Below are 18,609 nucleotides of genomic sequence, written 5' to 3' on the forward strand. Positions count from 1 at the left end.
GCATGACTGGATCACTCCCGCCGGGGGATCCCCGCGCGGACTCGCTTGCGTCGGCGAGGCAGAGTAACGGTGTGCGATCGAATGGTTACTCTTCGCCAGATACCGCGGACGAAAGCGCCGAGGAGCTCGTCGCTGCCCCGGGACACGGCGCGGTGGGTGTGTTCCAGGCGCCGCAGCCGGTCCGTCCGCGCACCGCCACGGTGGACACGTCGCTGGACATCGATTCGCCGTTCCTCGATCTCTTCGGGGGGACGGGGAGTCCGCCGGCGCCCGCTCCCGTTTCGACTCCGCCTGCTCCGGTTTCGAGTCCGCCTGCTCCGGTTTCGGGTCCGCCTGCTCGGGCTTTTGTGCCGCCGCCGGTGGTTTCCGGGGCGTCGGTGGTTTCCGGGTCGTCGGTCGAGTCCGATGAGGAGGCGCCGGTCGAACGTGCGCCGGTCGGGCCCGAGCCGGACTTCTTCGACGAGTCGGCGGCCGCCTCGGATTATGAGGAATGGCCCGACTTCGACGGGTGGCCTGCGCCGCCCGCTGTCGCCACGGCTCCGGCCCCGCTCGCGCCGCCGGTCGCCGAGCCGGATCCGCAGACCGTGGGTGCACCGCCGGCGGATCATGTGGAACCGCCGCTGCCGGTGCCGCTCACCGAGAAAGCACCCGCCAAGCGCCGTGAGAAGGCGCCGGCCAAGCGCCCGGAAAATCTTCCCGTCCGGCCGCGCAAGGACACCCAGCTTCGCCCGCACAAGCTCAAGTTCAACGACCGCGACCCGGCGCTGGAGCTGGCGATCAGCGAGATCGCCGGGCATCTGACCTTCACCCAGAGCACGGTCACCGCCTGGTATCACCTGCCCGAGGTGCGCTGGGCGTTCCGCCCGGACGCGGAGCGCGAGGCGTTGCTCAGCGCCATCTCCGAGCAGTACGCCGGACTGGCCGGCTTCCGGCTGCATCTGCGGCGCACGAACCGGCCGTTCCCGGCGGACGAGTGGGCGCGGACGATGGACTCGTTCACCGCCAAGCCGCTGCCCGACGTGCACGGCGCCACCTCGTGGTCGGATCACCTGGTCGCGGCCCAGCGGCACCTGCTGTCGGTCAACCACGCCGAGGGCCAGACGTACCTGGGGGTGACGTTCGCGCGGCGCTCGCTGGGCAACACGTTCTCCGAGCGGATCCTGCGGATGTTCGGCCGCGGCACCTCGGACAGCGAACGGCGCAAGCTGGGACGCACCGTCGAGCAGTTCGACGAGGTGCTGAACGCGTTCGGCATGCGCGGGCGCCGGGTCACCCCGCAGGAGCTCGAATGGCTGCTGTTCCGGTCGGTGGCGTTGTGCATGGCGCCGCCCGGTCCACTGTCGCCGATCTCCAACGGGCAGTGGGAAACCGGTGATCTGCTGGCGCTCACCGAGCAGGTCGAGCGCTACCGTACGCCGTACGGGTCGACGGTGAAGCTGGTCAACCGGATGACCGGCGAAGAAAGGCACGTCGCCGTCCTGTCCGTCGGCCGGATGGAACCGCTGGAGATCCCCGAGAAGCACGAGCCGTGGCTGCACTTCCACGAGCGCCTGCCGTGGCCGATGGAGATCTCCTCGCGCATCGACATCCTCGGCTCGGGCAGCTCGTTCAAGAACCTCGAGCACCGGCTCCGGATGATCCGGTCGCAGCAGCTCGACTACGCCGAGCACGGCATCGACGCACCGCCGGAACTCGAACGCCTCGCCAAGCGCGCGCTGGTGATCGGCGACGAGATGACCACCGGGCTGCCGGTCGAGTCGGCCCGCGCGCACGGCTGGCACCGGATCGCGGTCGGCGGCGCCACCCGCGAGGAATGCCTGGAACGGGCCCGCCGGCTCATCCAGCTGTACTCGCGTGAGCTGCGAATCTCGCTGCAGCACCCGAAGAACCAGGACCAGCTGGCCCGCGAGTTCATCCCGGGCGAGCCGATCGCGAACACCGGATACGTGCGGCGCATGCCGGTGAAGCTGCTGGCCGCGGCGGTTCCGCAAGCCGCGTCCACGGTGGGTGACCGGCGTGGGGACCTGATCGGGCGTACGTCGGGAACCTGCCGCCGTCCGGTCTTCCTCGACCTGCACTTCCCGATGGAGGTACGCGAACGGTCCGGCCTCGGCGTGATGGTGGCCGAGCCGGGCGGTGGCAAGTCGACGCTGATGGGCGCGCTCGGCTACCTGAACGCCCGCCGTGGGGTGCAGGTGACGCTGCTCGACCCGTCCGGCCCGCTGGCCCGGCTGTGCGACATGCCGGAGCTGCGGCCCTACTCGCGGGTGCTGAACCTGACCGGATCCGAGCAGGGGACGCTGGCGCCGTACGCGCTGATCCCGACCCCGGTCCGCTCCGAGTTCCCGACCGGGCCCGGCGGCGACCGCGAGTACGAGATCTCGGTCTCCAACGCCCGCGCCGAACGCCGCATGCTGGTGCAGGACATCTGCTCGATGCTGGTGCCGCCGCAGGTGGCCAAGGAGGCGTCGACCGCGACGCTGCTGCGGCACGCCGTCCGGCAGGTCCCGGCCGAGGAGTCGTCCACACTCGACGACGTGGTCCGCACGCTCGCCGGACTGGACGACGACGAGGGCAAGGAGCTGGCCAACCTGCTCCTCGACACGGCCGAGATGCCGCTGGCGCTGCTGTTCTTCGGTTCGCCGCCACAGCACCTGCTCGGCGCCGACGCGGCCCTCACCGTGATCACCATGGCCGGCCTGCGACTGCCCGACCTGAAGATCGAGCGGGAGTACTGGTCGGCGGAGGAGTCGCTGGCGTTGCCGATGCTGCACACGGCACACCGGCTGGCGGTCCGGCGCTCGTACGGCGGCTCGATGTCGACGCGCAAGATGGTCGGCTTGGACGAGGCGCACTTCATGGAGGGCTGGCGGTCCGGCCGGTCGTTCCTGGTGCGGCTCGCCCGCGACTCCCGCAAGTGGAACCTGGCCGCACTGGTCGCCTCGCAGAACCCGCGCGACATCCTCGGCCTGGACGTGCAAAACCTGGTGTCGACGGTGTTCGTCGGCCGGATCGCGGAGGACCAGGAGATCGCGTCCGAGGCGCTGCGGCTGCTCCGGGTGCCGGTGCACGACGGGTACGAGGCGACGCTGGCCTCGTTGTCGCAGGTGGACACCTCCTCCTCGGCGCGGCTCGGCTTCCGTGAGTTCGTCATGCGGGACGTGGACGGGCGCGTGCAGAAGGTGCGCGTGGACGTGTCGTACGTTGAGGGCCTGCTGGACCACCTCGACACGACACCGACGGTCGCGAAGGCGCCGACGGCTCTTCCGATGTCGCCGTCCGACCTGGAGGTTTGAGATGCTGCGGCGGGGGTTGGCGCTGCTGACGACGATGTTCATCGTCATCGTGGCGTCGATCGTCTGGGCGGTGGCGGCGCCGCCCGGAGTGGCGGTGGCGGCACCGGTGCGGGCGCCGGGTGGGGCGTGCAGTGTGGAGGAGTGGCAGCAGGACATTCCGGGCTGCGTGAAGCGCCTGACGGACGTGGGAGAGGATCGGGCTCAGTGCCTGAACCCGCCGACGCCCAGCACGCCGGACTCCGGATTGGCCGGCTGGTTCGCCGAGCAACCGGAGTCCGCCAAGGCAAAAACGAGCTTGCCCGGCCTGTACAGCGACTACGGATACGCGGGATACAGCTATTCCACGTACGATCTGGACAGCGGTTGCGCCTCCACATTGGTCGACCCGGAGTACAAATTTGAAACGACCGTCGCCAACGGCGAGTTCATGATGGCCACGGCGGTGATCGGCGCATCCAACGCGTTGCGTGAACGGGCATGGAACCCGCAAGCATTGTGGGGATGGGCGGATCCGCTCGTCGACCAGGCAACCAAAGCGGTGTACGAGAAGGTCTTCAGCGTCTTCGGGGTCATAACGCTGGCCATCGTCGGGCTGTACCTGCTTTGGCGGTCACGCCAGGCTGAAATGGGCGCCGCCGCCACCACGGCGGGCTGGGCTATCTTTGTGATGGTTGCCGTGACCGCTATTGCCGCCTGGCCAGTTCGGTCTGCGAACATTGCCGACGGCACCCTGGTCACAACGCTGAACGTTGTCCATGAGGCAGTCGGTCCCCGGCCGGCGGCTCCACCCGCGACATGTGCCCTCGGCGGCAACGCATGTGAGGACAACCGTCCGCCCGCAGTGAGGGCCAGCGACACCGCGACCGAGACAATGCTTTACCGAAACTGGCTTCGTGGACTGCTCGGCTCGTCCGACAGCGAGACCGCACAGAAATATGGAATGGCTCTCTACGACGCCCGGTCTCTTACGTGGGAGGAAGCCCAACGGATTCGGGACAATCCGGCTACCAGAGACGGTGTTCTTGACGCCAAGAAAGCACAGTGGGAAAGAGTAGCCGAGCAGATTAAACAGGAAGATCCTGAGGCGTATGAGTACCTGCAGGGTGTCAACGGCATGGACCGGATCGGTGCAGGATTCATCGCCGTCCTGGCCGCCGTTATGTTCGCATTGTTTGATCTGACCGCGTCGATCTTGGTCCTTCTGGGCTTCCTAATCTTCCGATGGGCCGTCATCGCGGCCCCGATCCTGGGCACTGTTGGCCTTCTTCGTCCGGCCAGTGCGGGAATCCGCCGGCTCGGCAATGCCGTCGTCGCCGCCGTCTTCAACATCGCGATCTTCGGCACCGGCGCGGCGATCTACCTGTTCGCCGTCGACCTCATCATGAATACGGCCAGTCTCCCCGGCTGGCTGCAGGTCGTGCTCGTGTTCCTCTGCGGCGTCGTCGGCTGGCTGTTGTTGCGCCCCTATCGGCGGATCACCCAACTCGGCGGCCGGGACGGCGCCCGGGAAATCGCCGCCGGCGGCTCGTGGCAACGCCGGTTCTTCCGAGATGCGCGCGAGGCCTCGAAGATCGAGAATGCCAACGAGGAGGGTCGCGAAACGGTCGTCGGCAAGACCAAACGCACGGTCTACGTCGACCAGGGCCACCTACGTCCCGAAGCAAGACTCGAAGACCCGTCGCACTCCACGCCGAGCCATGGTGACATCGCGCCCGCCGGGACCGGATCGCGGCCCGACGGCGTTCCCGCCCAACCGCGGCCCGATGGTCGCGAGCCCGTCGCCGAAAGCACTCCGTCACCGGCGACGGCGCCGGTCACGGCCGCTTCACCCGCACGTCGCGAGACCCCCACGCGTCCGACCACCACGTGGACCGAACCGGACGTGGCCGAGCAGCCTGCTTCGTACGCGATCTACCGGCCGGAGACCGGTTCGACGACCAACGAACCGGCGACACCGCGGGTGCGTTCCGAGGCCAAGTGATCACATGCCCCGGAATCTGGAACTAGGCCTCAACCGCATATTCCGCTCGCGATGGGGCGTGGCGATCATCATCGTCGCGATCGTGCTCGCGATCGTCGGCCTGGGCCGGCTGCTCTCCGGCGGCGGCTCGTCGTCAACGCCCCTGGGTGCCGGTTCCCCGGCACCGGTGGTGAGCGCTGATCCGAAGGACGACGACAGCGTCATCGACACCGCACCACCGCCCAGCCCCAAAACGAGCAAGGGTCGCGCTCAGCCGGAAGCTGTCGCGTACGCCTTCGCCTCGGCGTGGGTGGACCACCGCAACGTTTCGTCCAAGACGTGGCGGGACCGGCTCTTACCCAACAGCACGAAAGAACTCGGCGACGAACTCGACGGTGTCGATCCTGCCGGGGTTCCCGCGGACCGCGTGGTCGGCCGGCCCACCCTGGTACCGGTGAGCGCAACGGTGGTCAACGCGGTGGTCACCATGGACACGGGCAAGCTGAGCCTGCGGATGATTTGTCCAGACGGTCCCTGGGTGGTCGATGGCATCGACTGGGCGGCGACGTGAGTGTCCGGGCGCCTCGCAAGATCGTGCTGCTGGTCGCCCTGGTAGCGACCCTCGCTCTCCTGTGCTGCGGTGGTGGGCTCGTTACAGCCCTGTTCGGGCAGCTAAACGACGACGGCAACAATGTGACCAATGCGTTCGGGTGTGGCAAGGGCGGACCCGTCGATCCCAATGCGAAACTCCCCCGGGTCGCGCAGTACGACGCCACCGAGATGCATAACGCCGCCGTCATCATCAAGACCGGCGCGGATCTGAAGATGCCGCCGCGTGCCTGGGTCATCGCGGTGGCGACGGCGATGCAGGAATCCGGGCTCAACAACCTGGGCAACCTCGGCGACCAGAACGACCACGACTCCCTCGGCCTGTTCCAGCAGCGACCGAGCGCCGGTTGGGGAACGCCCGCGCAGGTGCGGGATCCCGTGTACGCGAGCACGAAGTTCTACAACAAGCTTAAGGCCGTTCCGAACTGGCAGAACGAGCCGCTCACCAAGGCCGCGCAGGCGGTGCAGATCAGCGCGTACCCGGACGCGTACGCGAAGCACGAACCGCAGGCCACCCAGATCGTCAACCAGCTGGCCAACGGCGCGGCCAACGCCGTCGGAAGTTCGGTTTCCATGGTCTGCGCCTCGGCGGGCCAGATCGCCGCGTCGGGCTGGACGGTGCCCGTCAAGGAGGGCGTGGTCTCCGGCTTCCGGACCGCGGCGCGCCCCACTCACCAGGGCGTCGACCTCGGCGCCAGTCGCGGCGAGCCGATCGTGGCCGCCGCCAGCGGGGTTGTCTCGGTGGTGAAGTGCGACGAGGACCACCAGGGCCGGCGCACGTGCGACGTCGACGGGTATCCCGGAAAGGGCGGATGTGGCTGGATGGTGGAAATCCAGCACGCCGGCAACATCATGACCCGCTACTGCCACATGGTGCAGCACCCAGACGTCCGGGAGGGCCAGGAAGTCACCGCCGGGCAAGAACTCGGGCACGTGGGCACCAGCGGCAACTCATCCGGCCCGCACCTACACTTCGAGGTCCACCTGAACAACGACCGCTCCAGCGCCGGGGCGATCAATCCCATACAGTTCATGCGCGCGCACGGTGCCCCCCTCGGAGGTGAGGAATGACAGGCGGATCGCAGCCCGACCCCTTCGCCGGGCCCTCTGACTGGGCCTTGGACGCGCCGCGACCGATCGTTCCCACACCCGCGACGATGAGCGGTCAGCTCCGCGGCCGACGAGTTCTGGTCGGACTGCCGGGTTTCGGTTGGCGCGCTGACTTGCGCGCAGACGAGAAGGTCGTACAGGGCAGCCGCACATACGTTCCTATAATCCAGGAAGCCGAGTGGTACCGCGCCGAATCCGAACAGACCGAGGTCTTCGCCCCTCTCGTGCCAGTCGACCGTGTTTGGGTCGAGGAGTTCGGCATGTCAGGCACCAGCAGTTTGACGAAAGACATCATGTCGAGGCTGGTTTCGCTGGATGACCCGCCGCGACGAAACCCGGTGCGCGTGACGGACGCAGACTCGATCTCCGGCCGTCGAGCCGTTCAGATACTCGATGACGGTGGGGAGCAGCGCGACCTGCGTGCGGTGACCGAGCTACACACAAATAGCGACGGAATTATCTGCGCGCGCGTGGCTGCCGAGCTCGATTGGTATCGATGGGCGTGGAGCGGCCGCGCGCCCAAAACGCTCGAAGTGGCAGCTGATCTTCTATGGGTCGAATGACTTAGGAGACCGCACTCGCACCGCAGACGCGCCAACCGTCTTGATCAACAAGGGTGAGACGCCACGAATCTCGCAGACGGCCCGATTTGTCGCTTGTGGTTTTAGTCAGGTCCGTCGTGACCTCGGCATTCGCACCGTTGGTCTGGACGGCGAAGCTGGACCAGGTCACGAGGATCCCCACGGAGAACTGCTTCTCACGTGCAACGATATCTGCACGATAGCTAGCGATCTCGCCGAAATCCCCACCTGACTTGCATTGATAGAGCGAAGCTCTTTCGTCGTTACGGTCAACCAGGTAGGCGCGGAGGAAATTGTCGGCGACGGCGTCTGGGGCGGCTCTCTCGATCTTTGTTTCCCTGTCGTAGACGAGCACGGCTACGCCGATTCCGCCCAGACCCAGCAGCGCTGCCACCCCCGCCACCATCGCCACCCAGAGCCGCAACCTCTTGCGCCTCGGCTTCGCCTCCGGCGACGACTCGCCCGGGGTGGCCGGCGGCGGATCCGACACGCGCGGCGCGGATCCTCCGGTCACGGGCTCAGACGGCGGCTGCACACACACGACAGTAGTGCCTACGATCCCGGCATCTCGCTGCGGCGAGCGCCAATCGGTGCCTGACGGCGCAATCCCGGCGAACCGAACGAACCGAACGGACGCCCGACCCGTACGAAAGTGCGGACGGCGCGTAAGCCGACCGGGACCGGCAACGCAATCGACGGCCGGGTCTGGGATAGGTTTTATCCGCACACAGGAGGTGACGGCGGTGGCGGATTCGGGTTTGCGGGTCCAGCACGCTGCTGCCCTGCACCGGCAGGTCGCGGCCACTGTCGAGGCCGCCGCGGCGGCGCTGGAGTCGGATTTCGTGCCGGCTCCCGACCCGCTTGAGCAGCATCGCGTGGTCGAGCAGCTACGTGCCGCGGCCGCCGCGCTGGCGCCGGGCTGGCTCGGGTCCCCGTTGGACGCGCAGTCGGCCACCAACCCGCTCGGGGGTGTCTATCCACCCCAGTTCGTCCGTCTCGGGGTCGCTCAGCCGCTGGACGACGCTCGTTTCCCGGCCGTCGTCCCGCTGCTCGGCACCGGGCACCTGACCGTCGACGCCACCGCCACCGACGCCCGCGTCTTCGCCCTGATCCGGTCCGTGCTGCTGCGCCTGCTCGCGGCCGCCCCGGCCGGGTCGCTGCTGATCCGCGCCGTCGACGGCACCGGCGACGGCACCGTGTTCGCACCGTTCGCGGGTCTCTGCGACGCCGGCCTCATGTCGCCCCCGGCCGTCGACCGGCAAGGCCTGCGGGACGTGCTCACCGAGGCGGAGAAGTGGCTGCGTCCCGCCCGCGGCCGCCGTTCCCGTCCCGATCGGATGATGCTGGTCGTCATCGCCAGCCTGCCCGAGCTCACCGAGGGCGAGGAGCTTCGCCGGATCGCCGCGCTCGCGCAGCAGGGTCCCGACTCGGGCCTGCACCTGCTCGTGGGGGGCTGGCCGCCGCCGCCGCTGACCGCCGAGACCACCCAGCCGCCGCTGCCGCGCACCACGATGATCTCGGTGCGTAATCCGTACGCGGTGATCGGCGACCCGCCCGGCGGGACGTACGGCTCGGAACCCAATGCTCTCTGGCTGAACGCGCCGGTGTTCCTGGACGAGGAGCCCCCGCCGCACCTGCTCGACGCGGTGTGCCGTGAGCTGGTCTCGCATTCGCGCACCGCCTCCCAGGTGACGCTCGCCGATCTGCTGCCCGACCCGGACGAGCCGATGTGGGCGCAGGACGCGGCCGAGGGCTTGAGCACGGTCGTCGGCCACGCCGGGGACACGCCGCTGGCGTTGCGGTTCAACGATCTGACCCCGCACTGGCTGGTCGGTGGCCGCTCGGGGTCCGGCAAGACGGCCTTCCTGATCAACGTGCTGTACGCGCTCGGCGCTCGCTACAGCCCGGCCGAGATGGCGCTCTACCTGCTCGACTTCAAGGAGGGCGTGTCGTTCGCCGAGTTCGTGCCGACCCGCCGGGACCGTACGTGGCTGCCGCACGCCCGCGCGGTCGGTGTCGAGGCCGACCGTGAGTACGGGCTGGCCGTGCTCCGCGAGCTGGACGCCGAGATGTCGCGCCGCACGCTGGCGTACGAGCGTGCCGGTGTTTCGCGTTTTGCCGAGCTGCGCGCGGTCGCGGCCGGGGAGGGCCGCAGCAAGCCGCTGCCACGGATCCTCTGTGTTCTCGACGAGTTCCCGGTGCTGCTGGCCGGCAACGATCCGATCGCGACCGAGGCGGCCGCGCTGCTCGAGTCGCTGGCCCGGTCGGGTCGTTCGTGCGGCATCCACCTGATCCTGGCGAGCCAGGCGGTGCGCGGGCTGGAGCCGCTGTACGCGAAGTTCTTCGGCCAGTTCCCGGTGCGCATCGCGCTTCCGGGCGGCAGCGACGTGCTGGAGCCCGCGAACGACTCGGCGGCGGGTCTGGCCCTGGGCACGGCGGTGGTGAACACGGCGGGCGGTCTCGGCGGCCCCCGGGGTGCGACGCGCGGCCATGAGAAGGTGGTCCGCTTCCCCGATCCGCACGCGGACGACGGGGTGCTCAGCGATCTGCGGCACCGGCTGTGGGGCGCCCGCGATCCGGAGCTGGTCGCGCCGCGCATCTTCGCCGGCTACGCGCATCAGCATCTCGCCGACGACCCGACGTATCGGCTGGCGTTGTCCGGCCGCGCGACCCGGCCCGCCGCGCTGGTCGGCCGGATGATCGACGTGACGCTGTCCACCGCCGCGGTGCCGCTGGAGGCGTCGCCCGGCCGGCATCTGGCGATCTTCGGTTCGCAGGCGTCCGGGTCCGAGGTGCTCGACGCCGCCGCCCGCAGCGTCGCCGCCTTCCACCAGCCGCGTACCGCAAGGTTTGTGATCGCCTCGCTGGTCGCCGAGGGTGACCGGCTCGCCGAGGCGCTGGCCGCGGAGATCGGTCATCGGCAGGAGGTCACCGTCGTCGACGCCGACGGGCTGGCCGCCGAGCTCGACCCCGAGCAGCCGGGCTATCGAGTGGTGTTCGGGATGGACGCGGCGCCTCCGGAGACGCTGCCCGGTTTCCTGCGCGGCGGTCCGGCGCACGGCGCGCACCTGCTGTCCTGGTGGCGTGACCTGCGCCGATTCACCAGGGTCGCGGATCCGGAGGACGTCGCCGGCATGCTCTTCCTGAACGTTCCGCAGGCTCAGGTGGCGGCGGTGCTCGACCGTCCGGTGGACTGGCAGCCGCGGCCCAACCGTGGCCTCCTGCACGACCGGCACGCCGACCGCACGGTGACGATCGTGCCATTCGTGCAGCCCGAGGACGAGGACGGTCCGGGGAGCGTGGAGCCGTGACCGACCACAACGGAGCCTTGGCCGGTTACCACGAAGCCTTGGCCGACCAGCGGGAGCAGCAGACCATTCCGATGCAGCCGACGCCGGCGCCGGGCCCGTGGGCCGATTATCTGGCCGCCGCGCAACGGCTCGACGCGCTCCGGCGGGGTGCCAATTCCGCGGCGGGCGAGCACCAGGCTGCCGCACATCAAGAGCTTTCCGCCGTACGCCTGCAGCTCGTGACCCAGGCCGCAAAGCTGACGCACACCGGCGTACCGGATGCTGATCTGCGACCGCAACCGGCCGACCTGGAGGTGGCACGCCATGCCGTCGCCGGTGGGCCGGCCGCCGTGCTGTCGGCGCTGCAGCAGGCACACCGCACGGCCGACACCGCGGACGCCCTGCTCGTCGGCCCCGCACCGGCTCGCCGATGGCGTCCGTGGGCACGCAACCTGCTCATCTACGGCCCGTTCGCGGCCACCGTCCTCATCGTCCAGATCGCCCTCTACCTGGTCGCGCCGGCCGGCTCGGTACCGACGTACGCGCTACTCTGCGGTTTGAGCATGCCGGTGCTGGCGTTCGGCCTGGGCTGGGTGACGATCGGTTTCGTCTACGGCGGCGAGCCCGGCGGCGGCGTCGACCGCACCCCGATCGTCGGCGCGGTCACCTGCCTGACCCCGGTGCTGCTGACCTGCATGGGTGTCGGCCTGGTGGCGTTATTCCGATAGGGCCGCGGTCAGGTCGATCTCGATGAGCTGGCCGCGGTAGCCCAGCGACGCGACCCCGAGCAGCGTGCTCGCCGAGGTGAATGCCGGAGCCAGCGGCGACGCCATCAGCCGGTGCCACACCGCGGACAGCACCGAGCTGTCCGGGCTGACCACGTAGACGATCGACCGCACCACGTCGTCCGGCTCGACCCCGGCCGACGCGAGCACGGCCAGGCAGTTAGCGATCACCTGGTCGGTCTGGGCGCCGAAGTCGCCGGGCTCGCCGACCACGTTCTCGTCGAGGTCGAGCGGGCATTGGCCGGCGAAGTGCGCGAGGCGGCCGGCCGGCGAGATCGTGACGTGGCTGTATCCGGACGGGGCGTGGACGGTCGGCGGGTTGAATTTCTGCAGCACCGCGCAATTATCGGCTATCCGAACCATCCGGGCACGTCAATAGGGAAGCGGGCCTCGGGCACGACCGTACGCAGCGAGGACTCCATCTCGGCCAGACGGGAAGCACCCAGCCGGGCCGCCCACCCGTCGTACAGCCGCTCGAAGATCTCCGCCGACCTGGTCAGCATGTCGAGGCCGCGCGGGGTGAGCCGGACCAGTTTGCGCCGCGCGTCGGCCGGGTCGTCGGCGCGTTCGACGTAGCCGAGCGCGACCAGCCGATCGATCGTCTTGCCGGCGGCCTGTTTGGAGACCCCGAGCCGCCGCCCGACGTCGCTGGCGCTGGCGCCCGCCGGGCCGATCGCCTGCAGCGCGAACCCGTAGACCGGCCGCACGTCCGGATGTCCCTGTTCGGCCAGCTCGGCGTGCAGTTCGTCGATCAACGAGCGGAAGCCGGCGAACAGCAGCAGGGGCAGCTCAAATCCGGGCATTGGCAAACTCGACAACCTGGTTTACGGTTTTGCCATGAACGACAACCATGTTGACGATATTAGCGGCGCCCTCGAGCGCCTGTCCGAGTCCCCCGAGATGCTGGACGGCTTCCTGAAGTCGAACGCTCTCTTCGAGGGGAGCACGCTCGACCCGCTCGCGCGCGAGGTCGTGGTGATGGTCGTGGCGGTCCGCAACGGCTGCCGGTTCTGCATCGGGCTGCACACCGGCCGGCTGCGCGAATTAGGGGCGGAAACCGGCCTGATCGCCGCGCTGCGGGCCGGAAACCCGGTCGGGGACCCTCGATTGGAGGCGCTGCGGCAATTCACGCTGCGGGTGCTCGCCACCACCGGCGACGTGCCGGACGCGGAGCGGGCCGAGTTCAGCGCGGCGGGCTATAGCGACCGCAACGCGCTCGAAGTGGTGCTGGGCATCGGCACGTACACGATGGCGACCTTGGCGAACCGCCTGGTCAAGAACTAGCGGGCGGGTGATCAGGGGCAAGAACTAGCGGGCGTTGATCAGGGCCATCGCCTCGGCGCGGACCTTGCCGTCGGTCTGGAAGGCGCCCCGGACCGCGGAGGTGACCGTGCGGGCGCCGACCTTGCGGATGCCACGCATCTCCATGCATAGGTGCTCGCACTCGAGCACCACGATCACGCCGCGCGCCTCGAGGCGTTCCAGCAGCAGGTCGGCGATCTGCGAGGTGAGCCGCTCCTGCACCTGCGGCCGGCGGGCGTAGACCTCGACCAGCCGCGCCAGCTTGGACAGGCCGGTGATCCGGCCGTGCGTGCCCGGGATGTACCCGATGTGCGCCACGCCCTTGAACGGCAGCAGGTGGTGCTCGCACATGCTCATGACTTCGATGTCCCGCACGAGCACGAGCTCTTCGTGGTTCGCCTCGAACGTCGTGGTCAGCACCTTGGCCGCGTCGACCCGCAGGCCGGCGAACAGCTCGGCGTAGGCGCGGGCCACCCGGGCCGGGGTGCGTTCGAGCCCTTCCCGGTCCGGGTTCTCGCCGATGGCGATCAGGATCTCGCGAATGGCCTTCTCGATACGACCGAGGTCGACGGCCTGCTCCACCGGGGTGCCGGTGAGCTTGCCGTCGACCAGTCGAGCGGCGAGATAGTCCAGCTCGTCGTCGTCGATGATCAGTTACTGCCTTCCGAGGCGCCCGTCCCGTTCGCGTTGGCGTTCGGGCCGACCGCGATCTGTCCGTCCGCCTCGGCCTGCGCCTTGAGCTTCTCCCGCTCGGCGGGGGTGAGCACCGGCGGAGCCTCGGACGGGAGCCGCTTGCCGAAGCCGTTGAACGGCGACATCGGCGGCCGCTTGACGACGCGGGCGCAGATCCGGTCCATGTCCTCGCGGGTGATGGTCTCTTTCTCCATCAGCTCCAGGACCATGGTGTCGAGGACGTCGCGGTACTCGACCAGGATCTCCCACGCCTCGTCGTGCGCGAGCTCGATGAGAGCGCGCACCTCGGAGTCGATGTCGGCGGCGACCGAGTCGGAGTAGTCGCGCTCGTGGCCCATGCTGCGGCCCAGGAACGGCTCGTCGCCGCTGGTCCCGTACTTCACGGCGCCCAGCTTCGAGCTCATGCCGTACTGGGTGACCATGGCCCGGGCCAGGCCCGACGCCTTCTCGATGTCGTTGCCGGCGCCGGTGGTGGGCTCGTGGAAGACGAGCTCCTCGGCGGCCCGGCCACCCAGCGCGTACGCCAGGGTGTCGATCATCTCGGCGCGGGTCTGCGTGTACTTGTCTTCGGTGGGCAGCACCAGCGTGTGACCGAGCGAGCGGCCACGCGGCAGGATCGTCACCTTGTGCACCGGCGCGGAGTGCGGCAGCGCGTAGGCGACCAGGGCGTGCCCGCCCTCGTGGTACGCGGTGATCTTCTTCTCGCCGTCGCTCATCGCCCGGGTGCGGCGCTCGGGGCCCGCGATGACCCGGTCGATCGACTCCTCGAGGAACTCGTTGGAGATCGCCCGCTTCTCGTTACGCGCGGTGAGCAGCGCGGACTCGTTGATCACGTTGGCCAGGTCGGCGCCGGAGAACCCGGGCGTCCGGCGGGCCACCGCGTCGAGGTCGACGTCCGGCGTGAACGGCTTGCCCTTCGCGTGCACCCGCAGGATGGCCTTGCGACCCTCCATGTCCGGGTTGTCCACCGGGATCTGGCGGTCGAAACGGCCGGGACGCAGCAGCGCCGGGTCGAGGATGTCGGGCCGGTTGGTGGCCGCGATCAGGATGACCCCACCCTTGGTGTCGAAGCCGTCCATCTCGACGAGCAGCTGGTTCAGCGTCTGCTCGCGCTCGTCGTGACCGCCGCCCATGCCGGCGCCGCGGTGCCGGCCGACCGCGTCGATCTCGTCGACGAAGACGATCGCCGGAGCGTTCGACTTGGCCTGCTCGAACAGGTCACGGACGCGGCTCGCGCCGACACCGACGAACATCTCGACGAAGTCGGAACCGGAGATCGAGTAGAACGGGACCCCGGCCTCGCCGGCGACCGCGCGGGCCAGCAGCGTCTTACCGGTTCCGGGCGGGCCGAAGAGCAGCACGCCCTTCGGGATCTTCGCGCCCAGCGCCTGGTACTTCGCGGGGTTCTGCAGGAAGTCCTTGATCTCGTGGAGCTCCTGCACCGCCTCCTCGGCGCCCGCCACGTCGGCGAACGTCGTCTTCGGCGTGTCCTTGGTGATCATCTTCGCCTTGGACTTGCCGAAGTTGAGCACCCGCGAGCCGCCGCCCTGCATCTGCGACATGAACAGCAGCAGCAGGACCACGAGGATCGCGATCGGCAGCAGGTTGATCAGCAGGCTGAACAGAATATTGTCGCCGGAGACCGTCGTCGTGGTCTCTCCGGTGATCCGGCCGGCGGCTTTGGCCTGCTGGACCTGGGTCCAGACCTGGTTCGTGAAGTCGGCCGGGTACTGAGTCTCGATCTTGTCGGTCGTCTTGCCCTGGAACCGCTGGGGCTGAGCAAGGTCTATCTGGAGCGTCTGCTCCTTGTCCTTGAGGACGACCTTCTCGATGCCCGGCTGGTTCAGGCGCTGAGTCGCGGTGAAGTAATCAACCCGCTGGTAGCTCGGACCACTGGTGAAGACCGAGCTCAGCGCAATCACACCGATGATCACCAGAATGATCCAGACCACCGGGCGGCGGAAGAAACGCGTACGTTCCATACTGTTGTCGGGCGCCAAGCGCCCGGACCCTCCTGATCGGCGTCCTGGTCACCTCATTCGTCACCGCCCATCGGCGGCCCCTCCGGCGCGCGTGACACTGCGCCATCGGTCACTCGACGGTACACCGTGGGTGCCGGTCACGAACCCGTGAGCCTACGGGCCGGACACCCCGAGGCCCCCGCCCGTTCAGCCAGTTTTGGGGGCAAAACACCCATAACGGAGCTTTCTGAGAGGACGCTGAGAAAAGCGGTTCAGCTACGGGCGTACACCTCGGGTTTGAGCACGCCGACGTACGGCACCTCGCGGTAGCGCTCGGCGAAGTCGAGTCCGTAACCGACCACGAACTCGTTCGGGATGTCGAAGCCCACGTACTTGACCGGGACCTGCACCTTGACCGCGTCCGGCTTGCGGAACAGCGCGACCACGTCGACCGTCTCCGGCGAGCGCGATTCGAGGTATTTCATCAGCCAGGACAGCGTGAGACCGGAATCGACGATGTCCTCGACGATCACCACGTGCCGGCCGGTGATGTCCCGGTCCAGGTCCTTGAGGATGCGCACGACACCCGAGGACGTACGGCCCTGCCCGTACGAGGAGACCGCCATGAACTCCATCTCGGTCGACGGACCGTAGTGGCCGAGCGCGCGGGCGAAGTCGGCCATGAACATGACCGCGCCCTTGAGCACGCAGACCAGCAGGATGCCGCCCTCGGCATCGGCGTGGTCGGCGGCGACCTTCTGGGCGAGTTCGGCGATCTTTTCTTTGATCTGCTCCTCGGAAATGATCACGCGGTCGATGTCGGCGTCGTACCAGGAGCCATCAGCCATGGGGCTAAGACTGCCGCATCGAGATTACGGGCGGCGGCGCGGGGCGCGCCCGTAGAACCGGTGAACCGCAGGAAATGGGCCGGTTGCGCCCTCCGTAACCGGAGAATCCGACACGGGGCGTGACAACTCTCACAAGTCAGGAAGGCACCCGAACGAGTGCGCCCTGCCTGCGTGCGACCAGGATGCCGCCGGGCAGGTGGACCGCGCCCTGACCGTGCCACTGAGTGATCAGGGCGTCGAGCGCGACGACGTGTCGATGCGAGAGATCGGCGCCGCCCGCTCCGAGGCGCTGGCACCACAGGTGCAGGACGCGCGCCCGGATCCCAGGCATCATTTCCGACAAATCCGAAATGTCCAGCTGATCGGGAGGCCGCGCTGCGGCCGCAAAAGCCGCAAAAGCCAACGACTCCAGTACGGCGTTGTCCGCCCCGATCTGCCCCGCCGACCGCGCGAGATTCGCCACCACGGCCGGACCCAGCGCCGCGACCAGCGCCGGCATCACCGATCCACGGACGCGGGCACGGGCGTACGCGGGATCGACGTTGTGTGGATCATCCCAGGGCACGAGCTTGAGCGCCGCGCACGCCTCCCGCGTCTCGGCCCGGGACACCTCCAGCAGCGGCCGCACGAAGACGCCTTTGCGGACCGGCATCCCGGCCAGCCCGCGCGGCCCCGAGCCCCGGGCCAGCGCCAGCAACACGGTCTCCGCCTGGTCGTCGCGGGTGTGCCCGAGCAGCACCGCCGCCGCACCGACCCGCTCGGCCGCATCGGACAGCGCCGCATACCGGGCTTCCCGGGCGGCCGCCTCCGGCCCGCCGGGCAGGCCCGCCACCGACACCGTCTCGACGACGACCGGCGCGAACCCCTCACCCTCGGCCCACGAGGCCACGTCGGCGGCCCTGGTATCCGAGCCGGCCTGCAGCCCGTGATCCACCGTCACGAGCCCCACCGACGACCCCACGAACCGGGCCGCCGCCGCCAGGGCCAGCGAATCCGCCCCGCCCGAGCAGGCCACCAGCACCGGACCGGCACCCGGCGGAAGCGCTCGCCGGACCGCCAGCCGGACCGCCGCGACCGCCGCCGGGATCCGTGCCACTAGTTGTTGTCGATCGCCGGCTGCGACCCGTGCACGCGGGTCACCCAGGCATCCGGGTCACCGAGCTCGTCGAGCCGGGGCAGGGTCAGCGGCGAGTCGAAGATCTTGTTGAAGCCGGGCATCCCGACCCGCTCGACCACGCCGTGCACGAACTTGCGGCCCTCCGCGTACTGCCGCATCTTGACCTCGATGCCGAGCAGCCGGCGGATCGCCTTCTCCAGCGGGTTGCCGCCCTCGCGACGCCGGTTGAACTTCGCCCGGATCGCCTCCACGCTGGGGATCACGTCCGGTCCGACGCCGTCCATCACGAACTCGGCGTGCCCCTCCAGCAGCGTCATCAGCGCGGTCAGCCGGTCCAGCACCGCCTTCTGCGCCGGGGTTTGCACGATGTCGAGCACCGAGGACCGGCTTTCCGGGTCGCGCAGCGCGTCGGACAGCGTGGCCACGCCGCGGCGCATCCGTTCCAGGATGTGCTCGCCGCTCTGCGACGCGTCCACGAACGCCTGCACCTCGCCCAGGAAGTAGCCGCGCATCCACGGGACGGCGGTGAACTGGGTGCGGTGGGTGACCTCGTGCAGGCAGACCCAGAGCCGGAAGTCTCGCGGGTCGGCGCCGATCTTGCGCTCGACCTCCACGATGTTCGGCGCGTTCAGCAGCAGCTGGCCCGGGTTGCCGGAGAACACCTCGTACTGCCCGAGGACCCGGCCGGACAGGTAGGCCAGGATCGTCCCGGCCTGCACCCCGGTCACCCGGGACCCGATCGCGTCGGCGAACGCACCCGGTGGCTTGTCGCCGGACAGCCGGGTGACCAACGGAACGATCACCTGCCGCAGCCCCTGGATGTTGACCGCGGCCCAGTCCTTGCGGTCGACCACCCGCACCGGCGGGACCTCGACCTGCGAGACCAGCCCGGTGTAACTCGCCACGTGACCGGCGGCCTCGTCGGTCAGCGCGCGGAGCTCGGACACCACCCGCATCGCATCCTCGTAGGAGACCGCGGGGCCGGATTTCGAGAGCGCGCCAGCGGTCGCGGCGGCCAGATCCCAGTCAACGAACTGCGCCATGAACCCACCGTACC

At 69.1% G+C, this 18,609-nt stretch carries 16 protein-coding genes; 8 read left to right on the plus strand and 8 right to left on the minus strand.

The window, feature by feature from the left end:
- Positions 1 to 2 precede the first annotated feature (2 nt).
- Genes HH310_RS13335 through HH310_RS13355 form a run of 5 tightly spaced genes read left to right on the plus strand, consistent with a single transcriptional unit; the run spans position 3 to position 7,538 of the window.
- Entirely contained in the window at positions 3 to 3,296 is a 3,294-nt protein-coding gene (locus HH310_RS13335; RefSeq protein WP_169175826.1) for an ATP-binding protein, read from the plus strand.
- A gap of 1 nt (position 3,297) precedes the next feature.
- Positions 3,298 to 5,277 carry an MFS transporter gene (locus HH310_RS13340; protein ID WP_169175827.1) on the plus strand — a complete coding sequence of 660 codons (1,980 nt, stop codon included), beginning with the start codon at positions 3,298 to 3,300 and terminating at the stop codon, positions 5,275 to 5,277.
- A 4-nt stretch (positions 5,278 to 5,281) separates the two neighbouring features.
- A complete protein-coding gene (locus tag HH310_RS13345) occupies positions 5,282 to 5,827 on the plus strand; it encodes a hypothetical protein (protein ID WP_169175828.1) in 546 nt (181 codons plus the stop codon).
- A complete protein-coding gene (locus HH310_RS13350) occupies positions 5,824 to 6,936 on the plus strand; it encodes a M23 family metallopeptidase (protein ID WP_169175829.1) in 1,113 nt (370 codons plus the stop codon). The genes HH310_RS13345 and HH310_RS13350 overlap by 4 nt, the downstream gene beginning before the upstream one ends.
- On the plus strand, positions 6,933 to 7,538 hold the full coding sequence (locus tag HH310_RS13355; RefSeq protein WP_169175830.1) for a hypothetical protein: 606 nt from the start codon (positions 6,933 to 6,935) through the stop codon (positions 7,536 to 7,538). Before HH310_RS13350 ends, HH310_RS13355 begins: the two co-directional genes overlap by 4 nt.
- Before the next feature lies 1 nt (position 7,539).
- Here the strand turns inward: HH310_RS13355 and HH310_RS13360 are convergent, their stop codons facing one another.
- On the minus strand, positions 7,540 to 7,950 hold the full coding sequence (locus HH310_RS13360; protein WP_312034031.1) for a hypothetical protein: 411 nt from the start codon (positions 7,948 to 7,950) through the stop codon (positions 7,540 to 7,542).
- Positions 7,951 to 8,290: 340 nt separating this feature from the next.
- Between HH310_RS13360 and HH310_RS13365 the strand changes: the two genes are divergently transcribed.
- Complete coding sequence (locus tag HH310_RS13365) at positions 8,291 to 10,867, plus strand: FtsK/SpoIIIE domain-containing protein (RefSeq protein ID WP_312034032.1); 2,577 nt, start codon at positions 8,291 to 8,293, stop codon at positions 10,865 to 10,867.
- Positions 10,864 to 11,574: a hypothetical protein gene (locus HH310_RS13370; protein WP_312034034.1), complete on the plus strand. Its 711-nt coding sequence runs from the start codon at positions 10,864 to 10,866 to the stop codon at positions 11,572 to 11,574. The genes HH310_RS13365 and HH310_RS13370 overlap by 4 nt, the downstream gene beginning before the upstream one ends.
- On the opposite strand, the gene HH310_RS13375 is transcribed toward HH310_RS13370, so the two are convergent.
- Entirely contained in the window at positions 11,563 to 11,967 is a 405-nt protein-coding gene (locus HH310_RS13375; RefSeq protein WP_312034035.1) for a RidA family protein, read from the minus strand. The genes HH310_RS13370 and HH310_RS13375 overlap by 12 nt on opposite strands.
- Before the next feature lie 14 nt (positions 11,968 to 11,981).
- Positions 11,982 to 12,434 (minus strand): MarR family winged helix-turn-helix transcriptional regulator, encoded by a 453-nt coding sequence (locus HH310_RS13380; protein ID WP_211192072.1) that lies wholly within the window; start codon positions 12,432 to 12,434, stop codon positions 11,982 to 11,984.
- A gap of 34 nt (positions 12,435 to 12,468) precedes the next feature.
- On the opposite strand from HH310_RS13380, the gene HH310_RS13385 reads away from it, so the two are divergent.
- Complete coding sequence (locus tag HH310_RS13385; protein WP_169175833.1) at positions 12,469 to 12,915, plus strand: carboxymuconolactone decarboxylase family protein; 447 nt, start codon at positions 12,469 to 12,471, stop codon at positions 12,913 to 12,915.
- Positions 12,916 to 12,939: 24 nt separating this feature from the next.
- Here HH310_RS13385 and folE read toward each other — a convergent pair whose 3' ends face one another.
- The 5 genes from folE to HH310_RS13410 form a co-directional block, all read right to left on the minus strand.
- A complete protein-coding gene (gene folE / locus HH310_RS13390; RefSeq protein WP_169175896.1) occupies positions 12,940 to 13,587 on the minus strand; it encodes a GTP cyclohydrolase I FolE in 648 nt (215 codons plus the stop codon).
- Positions 13,584 to 15,608, minus strand: a complete 2,025-nt coding sequence (ftsH, locus tag HH310_RS13395; RefSeq protein ID WP_169175834.1) for an ATP-dependent zinc metalloprotease FtsH — start codon at positions 15,606 to 15,608, stop codon at positions 13,584 to 13,586. The genes folE and ftsH overlap by 4 nt, the downstream gene beginning before the upstream one ends.
- 251 nt (positions 15,609 to 15,859) lie before the next feature.
- Positions 15,860 to 16,435 (minus strand): hypoxanthine phosphoribosyltransferase, encoded by a 576-nt coding sequence (gene hpt, locus HH310_RS13400; RefSeq protein ID WP_169175835.1) that lies wholly within the window; start codon positions 16,433 to 16,435, stop codon positions 15,860 to 15,862.
- Positions 16,436 to 16,571: 136 nt separating this feature from the next.
- The gene (tilS, locus tag HH310_RS13405) at positions 16,572 to 17,531 is read right to left on the minus strand and encodes a tRNA lysidine(34) synthetase TilS (protein WP_169175836.1); all 960 of its coding nucleotides are present in this window, start codon (positions 17,529 to 17,531) and stop codon (positions 16,572 to 16,574) included.
- Positions 17,531 to 18,595 carry a zinc-dependent metalloprotease gene (locus HH310_RS13410; RefSeq protein WP_169175837.1) on the minus strand — a complete coding sequence of 355 codons (1,065 nt, stop codon included), beginning with the start codon at positions 18,593 to 18,595 and terminating at the stop codon, positions 17,531 to 17,533. The genes tilS and HH310_RS13410 overlap by 1 nt, the downstream gene beginning before the upstream one ends.
- Positions 18,596 to 18,609: the final 14 nt, after the last annotated feature.

Origin of the sequence: Actinoplanes sp. TBRC 11911, from assembly GCF_012933445.1 — a bacterium.
In the GTDB taxonomy this organism is placed as follows: domain Bacteria; phylum Actinomycetota; class Actinomycetes; order Mycobacteriales; family Micromonosporaceae; genus Actinoplanes.